Annotated in this window: 9 protein-coding genes; all 9 read right to left on the bottom strand. The window is 48.0% G+C overall.

Annotation, left to right across the window (positions count from 1 at the left end; all coding sequences use genetic code 11):
- Positions 1-312: 312 nt before the first annotated feature.
- Positions 313-1,203: an ABC transporter ATP-binding protein gene (locus M3636_RS17500; protein ID WP_251383372.1), complete on the bottom strand. Its 891-nt coding sequence runs from the start codon at positions 1,201-1,203 to the stop codon at positions 313-315.
- Between the two features lie 391 nt (positions 1,204-1,594).
- On the bottom strand, positions 1,595-2,104 hold the full coding sequence (locus tag M3636_RS17495) for a hypothetical protein (RefSeq protein ID WP_251383371.1): 510 nt from the start codon (positions 2,102-2,104) through the stop codon (positions 1,595-1,597).
- A gap of 452 nt (positions 2,105-2,556) precedes the next feature.
- Positions 2,557-5,736: a GAP1-N2 domain-containing protein gene (locus M3636_RS17490; RefSeq protein ID WP_251383370.1), complete on the bottom strand. Its 3,180-nt coding sequence runs from the start codon at positions 5,734-5,736 to the stop codon at positions 2,557-2,559.
- The gene (locus M3636_RS17485) at positions 5,733-6,992 is read right to left on the bottom strand and encodes a TRAFAC clade GTPase domain-containing protein (protein WP_128103867.1); all 1,260 of its coding nucleotides are present in this window, start codon (positions 6,990-6,992) and stop codon (positions 5,733-5,735) included. Before M3636_RS17485 ends, M3636_RS17490 begins: the two co-directional genes overlap by 4 nt.
- A gap of 38 nt (positions 6,993-7,030) precedes the next feature.
- On the bottom strand, positions 7,031-7,678 hold the full coding sequence (locus M3636_RS17480; RefSeq protein ID WP_251383369.1) for a beta-mannanase: 648 nt from the start codon (positions 7,676-7,678) through the stop codon (positions 7,031-7,033).
- Positions 7,679-7,699: 21 nt separating this feature from the next.
- Complete coding sequence (locus M3636_RS17475) at positions 7,700-8,983, bottom strand: vWA domain-containing protein (protein ID WP_251383368.1); 1,284 nt, start codon at positions 8,981-8,983, stop codon at positions 7,700-7,702.
- A gap of 75 nt (positions 8,984-9,058) precedes the next feature.
- Positions 9,059-11,476 (bottom strand): transcription initiation factor TFIID, encoded by a 2,418-nt coding sequence (locus tag M3636_RS17470; protein ID WP_251383367.1) that lies wholly within the window; start codon positions 11,474-11,476, stop codon positions 9,059-9,061.
- Between the two features lies 1 nt (position 11,477).
- Positions 11,478-14,867, bottom strand: a complete 3,390-nt coding sequence (locus M3636_RS17465; protein WP_251383366.1) for a tubulin-like doman-containing protein — start codon at positions 14,865-14,867, stop codon at positions 11,478-11,480.
- An 18-nt stretch (positions 14,868-14,885) separates the two neighbouring features.
- Positions 14,886-16,679 (bottom strand): vWA domain-containing protein, encoded by a 1,794-nt coding sequence (locus M3636_RS17460; protein ID WP_251383365.1) that lies wholly within the window; start codon positions 16,677-16,679, stop codon positions 14,886-14,888.
- Positions 16,680-17,052 lie beyond the last annotated feature (373 nt).

The raw sequence follows: 17,052 nt of genomic DNA, 5'->3' as shown, positions 1-17,052 counted from the left end.
CATGATTGAAGTTGGTTTTGATTCTAGACATAAGCTTACCCAATCAGAATGATGTGCGCTCTTGAATAGCCTGTCTTACTAACTATTATAAACATGAACCGTTTAATTACCAAATATCCTCAACACCTATCTGTCTGTAACCACTCGCCTTTCAATAGACTCTCCACCGTGTACAGCGTCCTACATAAAAGTTTATTAACAACCTCTTACAACCATCTCTAAACAAAAATAAGCCACGTGCAATACTCCACATGGCTTCATTCTATAATGTATGACCCTTCTAAGAAGGGTCTTCAATCATTAATTACCTGTTTAACTTCCCGTTGCCTGATGAACACGTTGTTCTGTGCGTTCTCCGGCATGAACCATAGCACCGTTGATTACCCGTGGATCTGGTGCCGTAGATTCTTGTTGACGCTCCCCTGCAAGAGCATAAGGCAAGCAGAGAGGTACACCAGAACGTGGATCAATAACGATATCCGCTTCAATGTTGAATACTTCACGGAGTACATCGGAGTTCATAACCTCTACAGGCGACCCTGTAGCGATTGCTTTACCCTTCTTGATTCCGATCATATGATGCGCATAACGTGAAGCGTGGTTCAAGTCATGGACAACCATCACAATGGTGCGGTTAGCTGTAGCATTAAGCTGTTCCAACAACTGTAACACCTCAAGCTGGTGAGCCATATCAAGGAACGTTGTGGGCTCGTCCAAGAAAAGAATATCCGTTTCCTGCGCAAGTGCCATAGCGATCCAAGCACGTTGACGTTGTCCACCAGACAGTTGATCAATTGGACGGTCATGGAACTCTGTCATGCCTGTTACGTTAATCGCCCATTCAATCATGCGCTTGTCTTCAGCACGCATTGAACCAAAACCTTTTTGATAAGGGAATCGTCCATAAGAAACCAGTTCCGTTACTGTGAGTCCTTCGGGAGCTGTAGGATTCTGTGGCAAGATCGCGAGTTGCTTCGCTACTTCACGCGTAGATTGCTTATGAATGGACTTTCCGTCGAGCAGAACGTTACCAGCCTTAGGATTCATGATCCGAGCCATCGTTTTCAGGATCGTAGACTTTCCTGAGCCGTTGGCTCCAACAAGTGCTGTGATTTTCCCTTGGGGAATCTGGATATTCAGATCCTCAACAATTAGTCTTTCCTCATAAGCGATATCCAGCTTAGACGTCTCCAGACGAAACATTCGATCATCCCTCTCTCATTTATCCCGGTACCCCGGCTATCGACAACGAAAACGAAATTGTAATTCTGATTATTCCGGCGCAAAATATCTTATATACTAAAGATACTGATAATCATTATCATTTGTCAACAGGTAATCGAAATTTAATCTATTTTTTCTAAGCTGGATCGACACATTTCAACGTTAACTTCAGTTACTAACCCTTAATTTATCTTAATAAGTGTGAGAGCTTTTCTCAGCATAAATGCTACTTATCGCAACATTTCTCCGCGAAAATCACTCCAGTTATCAATATGCTCTTACGTTTCATTTATGCAGAAAGTCAAAGGCCAGAAGCTCATCCACATCCGCATTATATTAGAGCATTCATCGTAGGATAGGGTGCAATTTTTCAATCCGATTGTATCTCATGAAGTTGTAAGATCATTCTTTTCTTATCATCAAATCCAGTTTCCTCTGACTCGAAGTCCGCTTCTAATACCACTTGAATCTCATCCATAGGGATATCTCGAAGATGTTCCTGAGTCAGTTGAAGCTCTTTCTCTTCCGTAAACCACTCGTTAGCCTTTAGGACGGTTGTAACTCCAAGGTCGATAGAGCTTCTTGGCGGAAAAATAGATTCCCCTTCATGATGTAGATCAACATCGAACAGTGCAACTCCATGAAAGATTTCATGCTCGGTCTGCTCTCCAACATACTTGATGCTGGGACGAAAATGGATAAGCTGCTCCCCCTCAGGAGTCGCCACAAGCTGCAACACATAATTCCCCACTTGCCTTGTTGCTGTAAGTGATCCATCTTGCTTTTCCATCTGATCCGGTGGGTCTGAGATTTGGTTCCCTGCATTAGAACATCCCACTACGAGACAACACATCAGTATGATTGCTAACCAAACTTTCATCATATGCCCCCTATATCATCTCATTCATTCTATCAACCGCTATATTCTATATAAATTGAACTTAACATTTACACGAGAACGGAGAGGACAGAAATAATCTGAAGAAGCGGAGCGTTCGCCTGAAAGCTTTCTGCAAGAAAGCTACATCGGAAGCATTAGCTATCCCCGGATTTCCCTTTAGGAAAGAAGAATCAAAAAAATCTGGGGATAACAGCGATCGGAAGATTGTTCTGTCATTGGAGTGGCAAGTGTAAATATTCTTTAGTTCAACTTATATAGACAGCCAAAACCATCCAAATGTTACATGAAAATGGATTGCTGTTCACAAAAAAATGACCCCGGTAAACCAATACCGAGGTCATTTAATATGAATGAATTACATGACACGAATCACTTTAGATATACATAAGTTCATTACATTCAATACGTGAAACGAATAGAAGACTGTATTTCTAAGCTTCCGGTTGTAACGATAGCTCAATCACAGTGGTTCCACTTTGGATACTTACAATCTTCGCTGGATCCATATCAGCAGGGAGTGAGACCTGTTTACCGAAAGGATATAAGCGATCTGCCGCCTCCACGGTAAGTGGTACTGTCACAGCAGAACCTTCTTCTCCAGACTCCGCTCCGTCAGAAGATCCTGATGGCGTTGTCCCCGCTCCATCTTGGGAAGACTCGTTCGTAGATTCCGTAGAATCGGATGTTGTGGTCGAATCGGAATCCTGACTTCCATCGTTACTGGATTGGGTATCATCGGTTGTGTCAGTAGAGGTACTCTCCGAACTTCCATCAGAGCTATCCCCCGTATTCCCTTCTTCCGTATCCTGTGATTCACCATCAGATGAATCTACCGCATCTGGTTCCTCATTCCGGTTGAAGCTCTCCCATTCACTTGTGGCATCCTCCAGTTCAACGACGCTACCGTCCGCCAGCTTCAATTGCAGCTTATCCGTCTGCAATCCATCACGGTCTGCTTCATTACGGAAGCGAATGACGAGTTGAGGCGCAGTCGCTGTGCCGCTCTCTTCGGTTGCCGGTACAATGTATGCCATCTGATCGGCTAACGAAACTTCTGGTTCAGCCGGGATCGCAGGGTCTTGAACCGGTGTAGGTGAAGCTGCAGGTGGTTCTGCGTTATTCCCCATTAAAGCATACGTTCCTCCGGCAATGCCGAGAATCAGAATCACCACGAATGACCCTAGAAAAACATTTTTCCTCTTCCCGGTCAATAAACGTACCAGGGATGAAGATAACTCCGACTTCGCCCGGTCATAGGTTGGCTTCATGGTCTTACTTGCTCTAGCATAATATGGCTTAAAGGCTGACTTAGACTTGAAGGCTTCACGATCATGCGCCTTGAAGTACGCTACGATCGCATCGGAGTATGGCTTACTCGCTTGAGACCCTCGGACAAACAGCCGTTGATTGCCCGACCATTCCAGAAACGGATACAGACCTCGCTCACTGCCTGCTGTGCTCCGAACAAACTCAATCAGACCTGCATAATCAAGCTTAGCCCCGTTACCTCCACGATAAAAGGCAAGAGGCAAGGCTGCGAATGCATCCTGATCAGGACGTTCTCTAAGCTCATCGGCAAGCCAGCGTCTGGTCCAACGCTGGAGCTCATTACGCTCTGTAAGGGAGAGGGCTTCCAGATCCTCTTCATCACGACCTTCACCACTGAGCCAGGCTCTCGCGGCCAGCATCATGTTCGTGCGTGCGGATACATCTGAGCCCTGACGTGCAGCCCAATCCCGAACCTCACGATCATGCTGCAAAATATCAATGCTTAACAGATGTGCCCGGCTCACTCGCTCTAGGTCAAGATCCTGGATCAGGAAGAGATTAATGACGTAGGCAAGCTTATCCGCTAGACGGGTTAATTGCTCTTGATATGACAAGGCTGCAGCGTCAGCTCCAGATTTACGTTCTGGACGGGCAACGGCCTCCGATTGACCGATCTGTCCCGTAATTCCCATGTCCACAGGCTCTTCCATGGAAGTCGAGACACGGTCCAATACACTCACTCGACTGAGCGCTTCATTGGCGGATTGCACCGGATTCGGTGCAGAGCATAGTCGCTCACGGAGCTCTGTGGCTGTCCGTTCCAGCAAGAAAGCATTATGGATAGACGACGGATGGGATAGCACCCAATTTTCAATGACATCCACCACATTTGCCGCTGACTCTGTTTGTTTTAATTGAGCGTCCAGATAAGGCTCAAATAACAGTTTGGTCAATGATTCATTGGTTAACACCTTACCGAAAAATGCACGATTCAGTGCAGCATTCCGATCCAGCAAACTATATAATTCTTGAACGGCCCGCATACGTTTCTGTGTGCGTGCATTGTTGATCGCATAGATGAAATAGTCCACGATTCGAGATTGCACGACTGGCGCGGCTACGGCGAAATACTCACCGATCCGAGCTGCAACCGGCTCTTCAGGCACATTTTCTCGTTTAACATTATTTAGTTCCCGACTAAGCAGCGTCAGGAATAGCTCATTCAGACGAGCGCGGCGCTGGATGGCTGCTTCGGGTTTCAGATATGTAAGAAGCCCACTTAGCACACCACTTTTATTATTAAGGTATAGGTCTTCATGTCCTTGTTCCAGCCGGTAAAATAGCGATAACTCCCCGTACGCTTCAACCGAAAGCTCACGTCCAGGCTCCATGCCTGACAGCATCTCGTCGGCAAAAGAATAAAACGGCGTAGCCGCCTGCGGATCATGCAGTAATGACCACGCAAAATCCATATAAGGAAGATTCGCCACTGCTGCATCCGCGTGGGTTACCCTGCCTGACATGAGATCAAACGTAAAGTCCTTCTCTGTATTACGATCTTTGGGACGAAGTGTGCCTCTCTCCACGAACTGAAGATGAATGCCTTTTTTGGCTTGCGGTTCCTTCGCAAACGTCATGAATCCAAGCTGTCTCCGGAAGGCGTAAGGTAGTGCCGTATAGAGCAGACGAAGCAACTCTTTCGCCCCTGCGGTGACTTGCTCTGCGGGCAGGTCCAATGCGATATACACTTTACGGCGTGTCGCAACAGCCTGCATCACGGCATAGAGCAGACGCTTGAACAATGCCTCATTCAGTTTTAACCCCGCTAGAATCTCGCTAGGTGCGGCTGAAGACGCTTCAGAGCCCTGCCCAACTTCCCTCTCCCTTGTAGAAACACGCGGTAACACAGACAGCGCAGGCAGCACTGTACCTTGCTCGATGTCATAGGACGTGGCAAATGCCGCATCCAGCCAGCTACCCGTTCTCATCAGCTCTTCCGAGCGTTCAGGAGACAGTACATAGTTATGGGCGAAGAAAGCACTTCGAAGCCCAGTAAAGTCTGCTGCTTGGTACACATTCTGCCCAAGGATCGTCTCTCCACTGTCCAGATGCAGTAGATGTATGGCAGCTGGGAATTTGGTCTCGTCCTTCTCGCTCCGGCCAGTCAGCTCCGCAGGAGCATCATAGACACAGTACGGATGAAGTACTTTTTTGATAAAAGAAGGTTCCAGTCCCGGTGATGCCGCGACCGTATCGAAGCCTTCTGTGGTGCGAAATACCCCTCGCCGCTCTCGGGTATACATCTGCTGTTCAATCGGCGGGGTCATGGAAGACTGCATCATCCCACTCTCCCCTCAATGTACTTCAGCTTGTACAGCAGCCATAAGAATGGCTCGTCCACGCGGATCGGACTAACAACCCCTTGTAGCTTCATATCTACCGGATTGCTTCCTAGTGCGGACACAGCGAAGTATGCCGTATCTTTGAAATAGACATCCATTGTGCCTTTGAACGGACGATCCACCTTCTCAATAAAGCGGCGAATCTCTCCATCGATATTCTCAAACTCCGTCAAGTCGAACCAATCGCGGTGAACCATGTTACGGAACACGTTGCTGTTGGATTTGATGTAATCGCCATCCTCATCCTTCAGGGAATGCAGCATGTCACTTTTGGTCAGCACAACGGCTGTTGGAATGTTTGTTTTTGCCTTGTCTTGATAAGCGATAAAGTCACCGAACAATGTCAGTACCACGTCGCGCGGTTCATCATATCTTGGTGTCCACTCACCCGGCTCATTGCCGAGGTTAATCCGGATTTTGTCCCGAATGGAGCGAATCTGAAGTGGGTCAACCATAAACAGAATGCCGGCTGAATTTTTGATATGCTGTCCGTGAAGTCCCAGATAATCCTGCTCCACCATACCTTCACCAGCCACGTCAAAAAACACCAATGTCAGTGGAGCTTTATCTTCGTCCTTGAACACAAATTGGAAAATAAACGGCTCCTGCAGCTTCTCCTTCTGCGTTGAATCCAGCAGATCCCCCCGCTCAAACAACGGTTCTTCATAATCCGCACGGAATCTACGGCTAATCTCTGCATTCAGCGGCATACAAGCAGCATCAAAATGATCGGCTGTGTAATGCTGTAACGTATGGATGAGCGATGTCATGTACACCGATTTACCCACTTGGGAAGCCCCAATAATGGATATGATATTGCTTGGCGCCTTGCCTGCTGTCACAGGTAGCTCATTATGACAATGCGGGCACAGTCTGCGGCGGGTAACGACACCATACCGATCATTTAATCCCATCACAATGTTATCTGAATAAATGCGATGCTCCTCTGGTACGTCATGCGGGGCAAGCACGGCCTCCATATCAAACACCGTATCAAGGCCAAACCGTTCACGGTAGCGATTCAGCTTCGCATCTTCCCCCAATGCGTAGTCTTCATCGTCGTCTCGGTGATGAGCTGCCCGGAATACAACCTCTTCAGGTGAGAATTTACTGAAACAATAGGGACATACAATATCGTAAAATAGCGGCCTTTCTTCTGGCTGCTGTCTTTTCAAAAAACGACTAAAAAAGCTCATAGCCACTCCCCTCCCCTAATTGAAAGTCAACCTATTCATTAGTCCGATATTAGCCGGTACACCGTTCCATACTTGGGGCCGTCCGTGAAGAATAGTCTAACGTATTCATCCTTCGCAATCTCAACAGGCGGCATCTCATTTCTTCCAGGTGCAAAATCATTTACAAATGGATACACCGTACCGTCTTCCTTGTTAAGCGGGACACTCCCCTGTTTACGAACATAACAGAGCGCCTCCTTCGGAACCGGTGCTTCGGTCATAACGGTCATGAATACACTTTTTCTTTTCTGAAAAAAACCACTCTTATACCGAATGGAAAATCGAATATCTGCCTTGCCTGCACTCGCCATTACCGTGTTCTCACCGTTCGACTGACGGAGCAAGACAGGCTCGGCATCGTCCATCCTGTAGATATAAACCGTATAACGGATCGCTCCAAAACCTGTTATTCGATCCACGTATCCGTTACTTGCTTTGTACTCCTCACGCGTATAGAGCTTCAACTTACCTTGCGCATGTGCATCGCCGCTGTTCTCCTTGCCCAGCATCGCAACCTCCAGCCGTTCAACATACACAGCCTCGACACCCTCTGGCCAGAGCCAGCGGAGCGTACACATGCCTTCGTCCACCGCCAGTGTCAGTTTGCGAATGGTGGGCGCCGAAGGATCTGCATCCGTAAATTGCATGTTCCTAAGACCTCCCGATGTTTAGAATCCTTTGCTTCGTGTGTCTCTTGCGCGCCCTCCGAAACCTTCCGCCGAAGCGTTCCCTCTTCTGGCATCGCGCCGGCCGCGATTGCTCCGTGGTGTATTCTCCTTCATCGGAATAATCCATGTAAACAGGGTCAATACGGAAGCCAGCAGGAGCATTGCGCCAAGCCTTACAAATGCATCGCCGACAGGTGATCCATCCAGCCCCCATTCTAGAAGGAGACCGGCTAACAGACCTGAGACTGCTCCACCGACGCCGAAGCTGAGCGCCAGATGGCGATTATCAAATACCAGTCCAAGTGATACACCCAGCGCTACCCCAATCAACAGCAGGGCAGCTACGCGGAAAATAGCCAGATACGTGCTATGCTCCATCATACCCGTACGTTCCGTAACCAGTGTTCGCTCATCAATCGTGTCGTAAATCTGCTGGAATGCCAGGTTAAGTCCTCCTGCATCCGGCACATCATAATAAAGGCCACCTGTCTGCCCAGCAATGCTGCGCAAAAGATCCGTTCCCGAAGGGTCTACCAAGCTGAGTCCCACCGTGTTGACCGCAATCTGTTCATTCACGTATTCCGATAGAATGCCAGACGTATCGACTTCACTCATACCGTCAGATAACAATATAGCAACGGTACCACGCTTCGGATCTTGTTTGCCCTTAATCTGTTCCATCGCTTCTTTCAAAGCCGCATCAAAATTCGTTCCGCCTGAGGTTGTCACGATGCTAGCGATCTTGTCATATACCTCATTCTTAGCTGCTTCATTATCCAGCGCAATGAACGGCTGCAACAGTTCTGGCTCATCCGCAAATGTAATGACGGCTACCTGCTTATCGCTCTCCATTTGGCTAATCAGCGTCTTCGCGGCCTCAAAGCGGCCATTATTCGGATCGGTCTCTGTCATGCTGCCTGAATTGTCAATCATGAGCACGATATCCTTGACCTGCTTCACACCGCCTGGATTGATCTGATACAGCAGTTGTACTACTAGCCCCACCACGAATAAGAGTGCGAGTGTTGCCGGGACAAGTAATTTCCAAGATAAGCTCAGATATCGCAGCTTCCATGAAGCACCGTTAAGCTTCGGTGAGATCATCTCAGCAAGTAGGCAGAATAGACCCACACTTAGTGCAACAACACCGAAATATAATCCCATCAGCAACAGACGAGGCATCTCTCCAAGCCACTGATGCAGCATGATTTCCCCTGCCGCAAATCCTACTGCTCCGCCAACGAGGCTGAACAGTACCAGGAGAAGATTGATTTTTCGCTGCATGTTCACATGCATCCTTTCTACACCAGCCCTTAATGAGGCTGAATTAATACAAGCGTGAGTGATGACGAGGGCTGGCTACCGCACGGGAGACAGTTTGTCCGCAAGACCTTCAGGATGCAGCTCATATCCGTTATCTGTATAGGACTCGTAATATACCTTGGCATTACGATAGACCATCAGATCCTCGAGATGGAAGCCTCCCATAAGATTCAATTTCTCTACGCCGCTGCTGCGCTCTTCATACACGACACCAAGCTTGTAGATTCGTGAAGTTTCCTCGGCATGTGCCGCATAGTCCATGAAGGCACTATCATGGTCGCCAAAGAAATACTTTTCTTCGTACCGATGTTCCTGCGTATAATCGAACACCCTAACACGTACAACAGCCTGATCCTCTAACGTGCGATATAATCGACGGAACAGGTCATCACGCGTTAACACATTTTTATCTCCATACGTAATCGTGACATTGGCACGCTGTAATAGCTCTTCTTCAAAAGGGACACGCAACGGTTCAGCGCTCAGTAACAGCGCATGACATACGTCCATAAGACGCTCCAATACACGTTCCTTGCCCCGCGTAGCCAGATGGTTCATATCCCCCATATAGCGGTCTTCAAACCATACTGCCCGTCCACGCTTGGCCTCTAGATCCGTAACTAGGTCTTCCGTCACTTTGCCGTAGTATTCCATGACATTCTGTCCAATGTACTCATCCGCTGCAGCTATGCTCGCTTCGGCTGTATCACGCAATGTTTGTTCCAATTCCTCAAGGGACTGGGTGATGCCTCGACTAAAAGCGTGAAGCTGCTCCATCTCCGTATCGTAGATGCGCAGCAATTGCAGTTCATTTTCGATCCGTAATAACTCCACCTTCGGTACATACACTCGTTCAAGGATACAGTCGATCACGTTGCGTACATTTTGTTTATCACGGAATAAGGCTCTTTTGAACGGTTGATCCTGCACCTGCTCCTGCAGCCGCTGCTCAAGAACAGCTCGTGCCGATTCAAGCTGCATGGATTTGTCCCGAATCAATCCAAGCAAGCCTTCCCGTACACTTCCCATTCCATGATTACTCCAAGCCGCCCACTGGAAGTAACCTACCTCCGGGTGTTCATCCCGAGCTTGTTCTGCCTGCTGACGAAGAGCACCTTCGGTACTCCGCTGACGTACACGCTCTTCGACCTTACGTGCCACATTATCACGGAAGTACGCTTCAGCTCCATGACCGAACAGCGCTCTCTCCGCTTCACGTAGCGATAGCGGCTTGAGATCAGCATAGCTGACGTTATGGGTCATGATGCCGCTCATACCACTGACCAGATCCTCACCTGGTAATAGCCCATCAATCTTACGTTCTATTGTAATCGGATCAAGGCCGAAGAACGAAAGCTTGTCCTTGATGCCCCAATCCTCCGGTTCCTTCCGCATCTGTTCAAGCAGATGCCGGTAGAAGTGATATAGCACAGCAAGCGCGATAGGCTTGTTGGGACGCCTGATCTCAGCATAACCTGCGCTGGCATAACCATGCTGATCTGAGGTGGTGCGAATGTTATTTTTGAATGAGGTATTGTTGTAGGTGTTCGCTCCTGTGCTCGAAATGGTGCCAGCAGCATCCATATCCTGTTTACGATTCTTGAGCAGACAGATGCGGCAGATGATCTCAGCATTCTCTATCCACCCGCCAGATACCCCTGTACCCCGTTCATTCTTATCTGACAAAATATACACCAGGTCAAACAGCGGCGAAGCGGGATGTGTGACCGGAATAGAAATGCCATCTTCCGTCACGAGCAGACGACCGCTAAAGGTATAGTCCAAGCCCTGCATATAATCAAGCTCTCGCAAAAAGGCCAGTCCTGCTGCGCTTGCATATCCGTATGAGTTCACTTGCTCCATTTCACTAACCAGAACATGCAGATCTGTCTGCACCGATTTGAAGGATTGAGCCAGTATCGTCTCCGTCAATTTCGTAAGCTCAGGCAAAAGCACATTCAATGGATCATCCGCTCTAGTTACAACCGTCACATAGATGCGGTCAAACGAAGAATACAGTCGCCCGTATTCAGCGATTCGGTTACTCACCCGCCGTAATGTACGATTCAGACCCGCAAGTGCCTGATCTGAATCGTGAAACTGACGGTATATGTCTTTGCGCAATGTTTTGGATGATTCAGAATGTCCCGTAGATAGCGGTAGAATATGACGAGCGACCTGACTATCCTCAGCTCGTTCGCCTCTACGTTCCATTTGTTGATCCAAGTCTTCGGTTCCAACCTGTACATAAACTACGCCATCCCCGTTATCCCACTTCATTCGGTTGATCTCACGGACAACAGGTAGTGCTGGTGCAACCAGGTCACCTACAAACAAGAACAAGGCAGGGTAATGGATGCTGCTACGACCATCACCCAGACTGCCCTGACGTTCCTGCTCCGCCGTATACGATGCCGCGAATTGCTCCAATCTGTGCTTCATCCCGGCAGCCATCTTACTTCAACCTTCTGCGAATGTCGTTCAGCTTGGACGACATCGTTCTGTAGAACTGATAGATATCCTCGCCATTCGCCAGCTCGACACGTTCGTATTCCAGACGATCACGGGAATCCATGAACAGTGCAGCAAGTTCATCCAGTTTCGCAAGGAGAGGAGCGATATCCTCCGAAGCGGTCAGATCGTTATCCCGGCGTGAAGCTTTGCGAAGCAAGGTGTTCCGATCCTTTTCAGACAATCCACGGAAGTTGCCAAACACCTCATATTCAGCGAAGTTACGGCTCTTCATCAGATTGGCGAACGGCTCCCATGCATCTTCCTCGGGGTCACGATCATAGACATACAGTGCGCCCTTCTTCACAATTGTGTCCGTATAGAGGGCTTCAATGAAGCGATCATACCACTGCTCTTCATCCTGATGCTGAGCAAGGATTCCTTCAAGCTCAGATACTTTCACCGAGATTGCATTCATCTTCGCCAGTTCTTCGCGTACACGCGCAATCAGTTGTGGAGAACGCACCAGGTTTTCTTTGGCCATATCTTCATTAATACTTCCGAAAATATCCTTCACGCTGACCCGTGGCAATCCTTCGGATTGCAGACGTTTCAATTCAATGACCGCCCGCTTCACTTCACCAAGGTTAGGTGTAGTTGATGTCAGACGCATGTCGTAGCTGCCTAACTTCGCGGATAGATCAAACGGCTCTGTCGTTACTACCGCGTAGCGGTTGCTTGTGTTCTCATCCAACGTCTTCGCAATAATGATGTTGTATCCAAGCGCCTGCTCAAATTCGGAACGAACACGGGCATTGTACTGCTTCACGCGGCTGTTTTCGTACACATCGCCCCATGATTTCTCTGGGATCGGGGACGGAAGATACGTCCAGTTATTTTTCTCCGTCTGCACAAGGTGGCGACCAATCCCCTCTTTGTCGAGAATCGTACGCTCATAACTTTCTTCATATACTTTCAGCGGTGTATACACAAAGAGAGGCACACCGTTACGTGTGTTCAACCAGAAGATTCGGTTACGAACCTCGCTCTCCTTAACCGTAAAGTGAGACTTCCCTACTGCATTGTTCTGATAATTGCGAATTCCTTTGAGAATACCCGGTGCCTGTGTTGGTACGGATACGAATCCCCATGATGGGAAGTGAAGGCTACCCGTGCTATTGCTCAGGTTAAATACGGGTACCGCCTCATCATCCAGTTTACCTGCGATGTGTCGTTCTACGAACTTCTCAACAGACTCATCCTGACCATATTTGATCACGAGGAAATCTTCCATCGAACGGGTAATCAGGTCGCCGAACTTCTCGGTCAAGAAGTCTGAGATGGAACTTACCACGTCAATCTCGTTCTCCTTCACCCACTGGTTGGAGTTCTCTAACAGTTCACGTGAGAAGTCACGGATCAAGTCATCCGTATCACGCTTGTCTAATAGTCCATCTACCACGCTAACGATATCTGGTACACTTACAACGTTCCAATAATACGTCTTGTTGCCTTTATGATCTGCCTGTTCTTCCCCGCGGGTCAGAATATCTCCGTTCTTGGAGAAAATCGAGCTGAGTGCATTCAACGTCTCACTAAATACGTTATAGATGCGGCTGTTCTCTTGGTTGAGCAGTTCATACAGATCCTCATAGAACTCGATCATCTGTTCGTTCCGCTCTACATCAGCGTGCAGCCAGTATTCATGAATTTTGGCTTCAATATAAGCATTCTTTTTCTTCTCTTTGGAGACGAAGGCGCTCTTCGCATCACCAAGCTTCTCTTCAGACTGTTCTTGGGCAGCCTCGATATCGCGTGGAATGCGGAAAGCATTCTCCCGTAATGTCTCAATGTACGATTGGATCATCTTGAGAATACAGAAGCCTTTCTCCGTATAGATGAGACGAGAAACATAGAATGGCCCCTGCTCTGGATGCAGGAACATCCGGCGAATCTGTTCGGTGAATTGCCCTGCAATCTCACCTGGATGCTGTTTCTTCGCTTTGATATATTCTTCACGTGCACGTGCTAGGAAGTTCTGTTCCAGCTCTGTGTCCATATTCACCACTTGGGATTTCACGACATTGTTGTAGGACAGACGTTCACTGTTCTGATAACCTGGAAGCGGCTCTGGCACGCGGGATTCAAATGCCTTCACTACACTTTCGAGATCAATGCCTAACTTACGAGCGAATTTCTCGGTATCTTCCTGATTCGGTGCTTTGGAGAACATCGTGCTCATCTTGTCGAACATCCGGTACGCCAGATATGTCGTCATTTCTTCAATCGGCAGTACAGCCGAGGATGCACCGATAATGTTGTAATCATAGTTCGCTGGGTACACCTTGTTCATCTGTGCAATGTTGGTACGAATGTTGCTAATGTAGTCATGGATCGCGAACTCTTCACCAGACTGCTTCTCTTCACTCGCCATGAAGTTGGTGATATTCTCTGCCGTAACATTCATACAGTAATCGTACGCATTTTCCAGCAGTTTACCTTCCGTGTTCGTAGCTGAGATCAAGTGACACAGGTTAAAAGGTGGCAACGGCGAGTTAACGGTCAGGATATTACCGTACTTCTGCGTAAAGCGTTCACCGCGGCTGTCCACGTTCATCCAGTAATCCAGCTCTTTAAGCGCAGCATAACCGTTCTTGCGGATATATTCCCGCGTATGCTCACTCAAGCTTTTGTTGGACAAGTTCACGTCTGGCGTGAACAGGTAGCCGAGTGTATTAACGCGGTCAATCCCCGCTGAGCCATGATCACGTTCGATGATGCCACGCACAATATACGAAATATCGAGGAAGCACCCACTGCCAGTCCCCCCGGACAGACCTGTGAGTAAGAACACCATTAATTTCTTATTTGTACCTACGGAAAGTGTCTTAATCTTCTTATCGATGGCTTGCACCACTTGGTTGATCTTCGTGAATAACAGCAGACGACCTGCCTGACGAACGCCTGCAGCTCCGTTCATACCATCCGTAATGCTCAGCTCTGGCGAGAGCCAGTCCGTAATATAAGGCTCCAGTACACTGCGGTTCTGCAGCAATCCGCCAATCTCGGCATTGGACAGGAGCACAAATTCATTAATCGGGTCTAGACCGATTCCTTTATATCTCTTCGCACGATCCTGTTCGTTCGTTTCGAATGCAAGAAACTCGACGTTGTCTGGCTTCTCCATTTTCTTCTTAGATACTGGATCTTGTGGCAGCTTGAAGCGACGATTAATCTGATACTTGAGACGAAGCAATGCATCGATCCCTGTTCCCCCAAGACCAATAATCAACATCGGGTTATCGATGGTATCAACCCTGATTTTTTCGCTGACAATTCCTCCGCCAAGCGATACATCCAGTTGCTGAATATGTTCTCTAACAATCGGTTTCATTCCATGTCCTCCCTTTGGTTACACTAAATACTCAATCAAAATGGTTTTATCCGCTTGTTGCAGCGGGATGCTCAGCCGATCACCGTTCTTCAGTTCAACGCCTGAGCTTGCATCGACCGCACGACCCGATTTCTCCAGCGTGCCTCCTGCCGTGTTGCGTATCATAATCCGGTCACCATTGCCGGGTGTGAAGATATATTTTTCGGTTTCCTTTAGTTCAGGGTCTAACTGCAACAATTGATGCAGATGGAACTTGCCCCGGAACGATGCTAACTTTTTATATTGCGGATAGGACTTGTCTCCCGTGTTCTCATCACGAATCTCCACGACCATCTGACCGACAAACCCGCGATTTTTACGTTTCAGCCAGCCCATCAGGAACCAGCCTCCAACCGCCACAACGATCAGAGCGATGACACCCAGAATGACCGGTAACCATGGGAATGGCTTGTCCTCCCCACCGGCTGATGTCGTTGGCTGAGTTCCACTTCCTGCTGCTCCGCCAGCATTAATGATGACTGGAGCGCTCTCCCGGTAAAAGCTATCTTCCTCTGCTCGAATAACCAACTCGTATTGATGGTTATCTGGAACGGTGAACGTACCAGCAAATCCATCTCCTGTGTTCTCGATCGGCTGTTCCTCACTTTTACCTGTATCCACATCATTGATCACCAGCGTTGCTTTCATATCAGCATACAGGTCTTGATCCTGTAATGGTTGACCACCATTCTCCAGCTTCGCGGTTAGATCAATCTTGTCGCCTTTTTTATAGGACTTGGTCTTAATTGGATCCACGACGAGTTGCAGATCGTAGTTAAACAGCAGATTGATATCAATACTGTCCTTCGGAGCCCCTTTGACTCGCAGCTTCCAATCTCCCTCTTCCGGTTTGAGCAACTTCACCAAGGAATAGCTCTTCGAAGTAGATAGCTTGGCTGCATCGGAGTTCAGATCGACAGCATTGCCAGCTGGATCGGTTAATTGGATCTCGACTGGCTTCGATGACATGATCGAGATGTTAGCTTCTAACACACTATCATTCGGCACGTTCACGGTAACTTCCTGATAACTGCCGTTTCCCGTAATGGAAGGCAGCTTTACGACATTTAATTTGGCATGATCTGCGAATATTTCGCTTAGAATCTGTGGCAGATCATCCGGCGTATCCGTGATAAAGGACTTACCACCTGTCTGCTCGGCTAGGTCAGCGAGTGCATCCTTGTTCAGTTTGCCATCGGCATTCAGACCAATCGTATACACGGGAATGCCTTGTGCCTGTGCTTCCTTAACGGCTATGTCCAGATCCGCATCGGACTGTGCCTGTGTACGACCTTTTGTTTTGTTAAAATCGTTGTTACCATCCGCCAGCAGTACGATCATCGGGGAATGAGACGGATCAGCACCATGGTTCAGGATGTTCACAGCCTCGGCAACACCTACTGAAATGTCGGTGTATGGCCCTCTACCCAGCTGATCAATAAAATCCTTCAGGTTGCTTTTGTCTGCATCTGACTGAATCTCTAGCATCGCCTTCTCCCGCTCGACCTGATCGGTGTATGCGACAATCCCTACCTTGTCCCCTTGGACAGGTAACATATCAATAAACATTTTCATGGCTTCATTGCTAATCTTGTCACGATCACTTGTGTTCATCGAATTACTTACATCGGCCACAAGTACCGCATCAATTCCGCTTGATTGTGTCTGAGCCGCTACCGCCTGAGGCAGCAACGTCGAAGGCAGCAGTAGCGTTAGTAATACCAGCAGAACCAAGGTTCCACTAAGCCAGCGTATTTTGCGTGTGCGCAGCATGAGGTGTACTCCTTCACGTTTGAGATTAAAATGGGAATAGTTTATTATAGGCGTCAAGCCTTAAGGAAATCTTAACAGTCTACTAATAAATTCTGAAAAGCACCCCTATCTTCAGTTACAATTCTGTAATGACTGGCAAAAATCGACGATTCCAGCCTTTTGGTTGGAACAAATATTCCAACTATGGAAATATGATATAGTTATTGCCATCAAACCGCAATATAACAACGTAGCGTACGATCACCTTTATTTGTACGCACAATAACGCTATCTAGAGAGGATCGAATTATGGTTACATACGTATGTCTCGCCATATTGTTTCTTTTTGTCCTAATTAGAGCGGTTCGATTCTATCTTCACAACCGGAAGCCCG

Source organism: Paenibacillus sp. MER 99-2 (genome assembly GCF_023714095.1).
Lineage (GTDB): Bacteria > Bacillota > Bacilli > Paenibacillales > Paenibacillaceae > Paenibacillus.
This window is presented reverse-complemented; position numbering and strand designations above follow the sequence as displayed.

Bases quoted from the DNA above. Each gene is read 5' to 3' on its own strand.
- M3636_RS17500 (WP_251383372.1), bottom strand. From the start codon at position 1,203: ATGTTTCGTCTGGAGACGTCTAAGCTGGATATCGCTTATGAGGAAAGA.
- M3636_RS17495 (WP_251383371.1), bottom strand. From the start codon at position 2,104: ATGAAAGTTTGGTTAGCAATCATACTGATGTGTTGTCTCGTAGTGGGA.
- M3636_RS17490 (WP_251383370.1), bottom strand. From the start codon at position 5,736: ATGATGCAGTCTTCCATGACCCCGCCGATTGAACAGCAGATGTATACC.
- M3636_RS17485 (WP_128103867.1), bottom strand. From the start codon at position 6,992: ATGAGCTTTTTTAGTCGTTTTTTGAAAAGACAGCAGCCAGAAGAAAGG.
- M3636_RS17480 (WP_251383369.1), bottom strand. From the start codon at position 7,678: ATGCAATTTACGGATGCAGATCCTTCGGCGCCCACCATTCGCAAACTG.
- M3636_RS17475 (WP_251383368.1), bottom strand. From the start codon at position 8,983: ATGCAGCGAAAAATCAATCTTCTCCTGGTACTGTTCAGCCTCGTTGGC.
- M3636_RS17470 (WP_251383367.1), bottom strand. From the start codon at position 11,476: ATGGCTGCCGGGATGAAGCACAGATTGGAGCAATTCGCGGCATCGTAT.
- M3636_RS17465 (WP_251383366.1), bottom strand. From the start codon at position 14,867: ATGAAACCGATTGTTAGAGAACATATTCAGCAACTGGATGTATCGCTT.
- M3636_RS17460 (WP_251383365.1), bottom strand. From the start codon at position 16,679: ATGCTGCGCACACGCAAAATACGCTGGCTTAGTGGAACCTTGGTTCTG.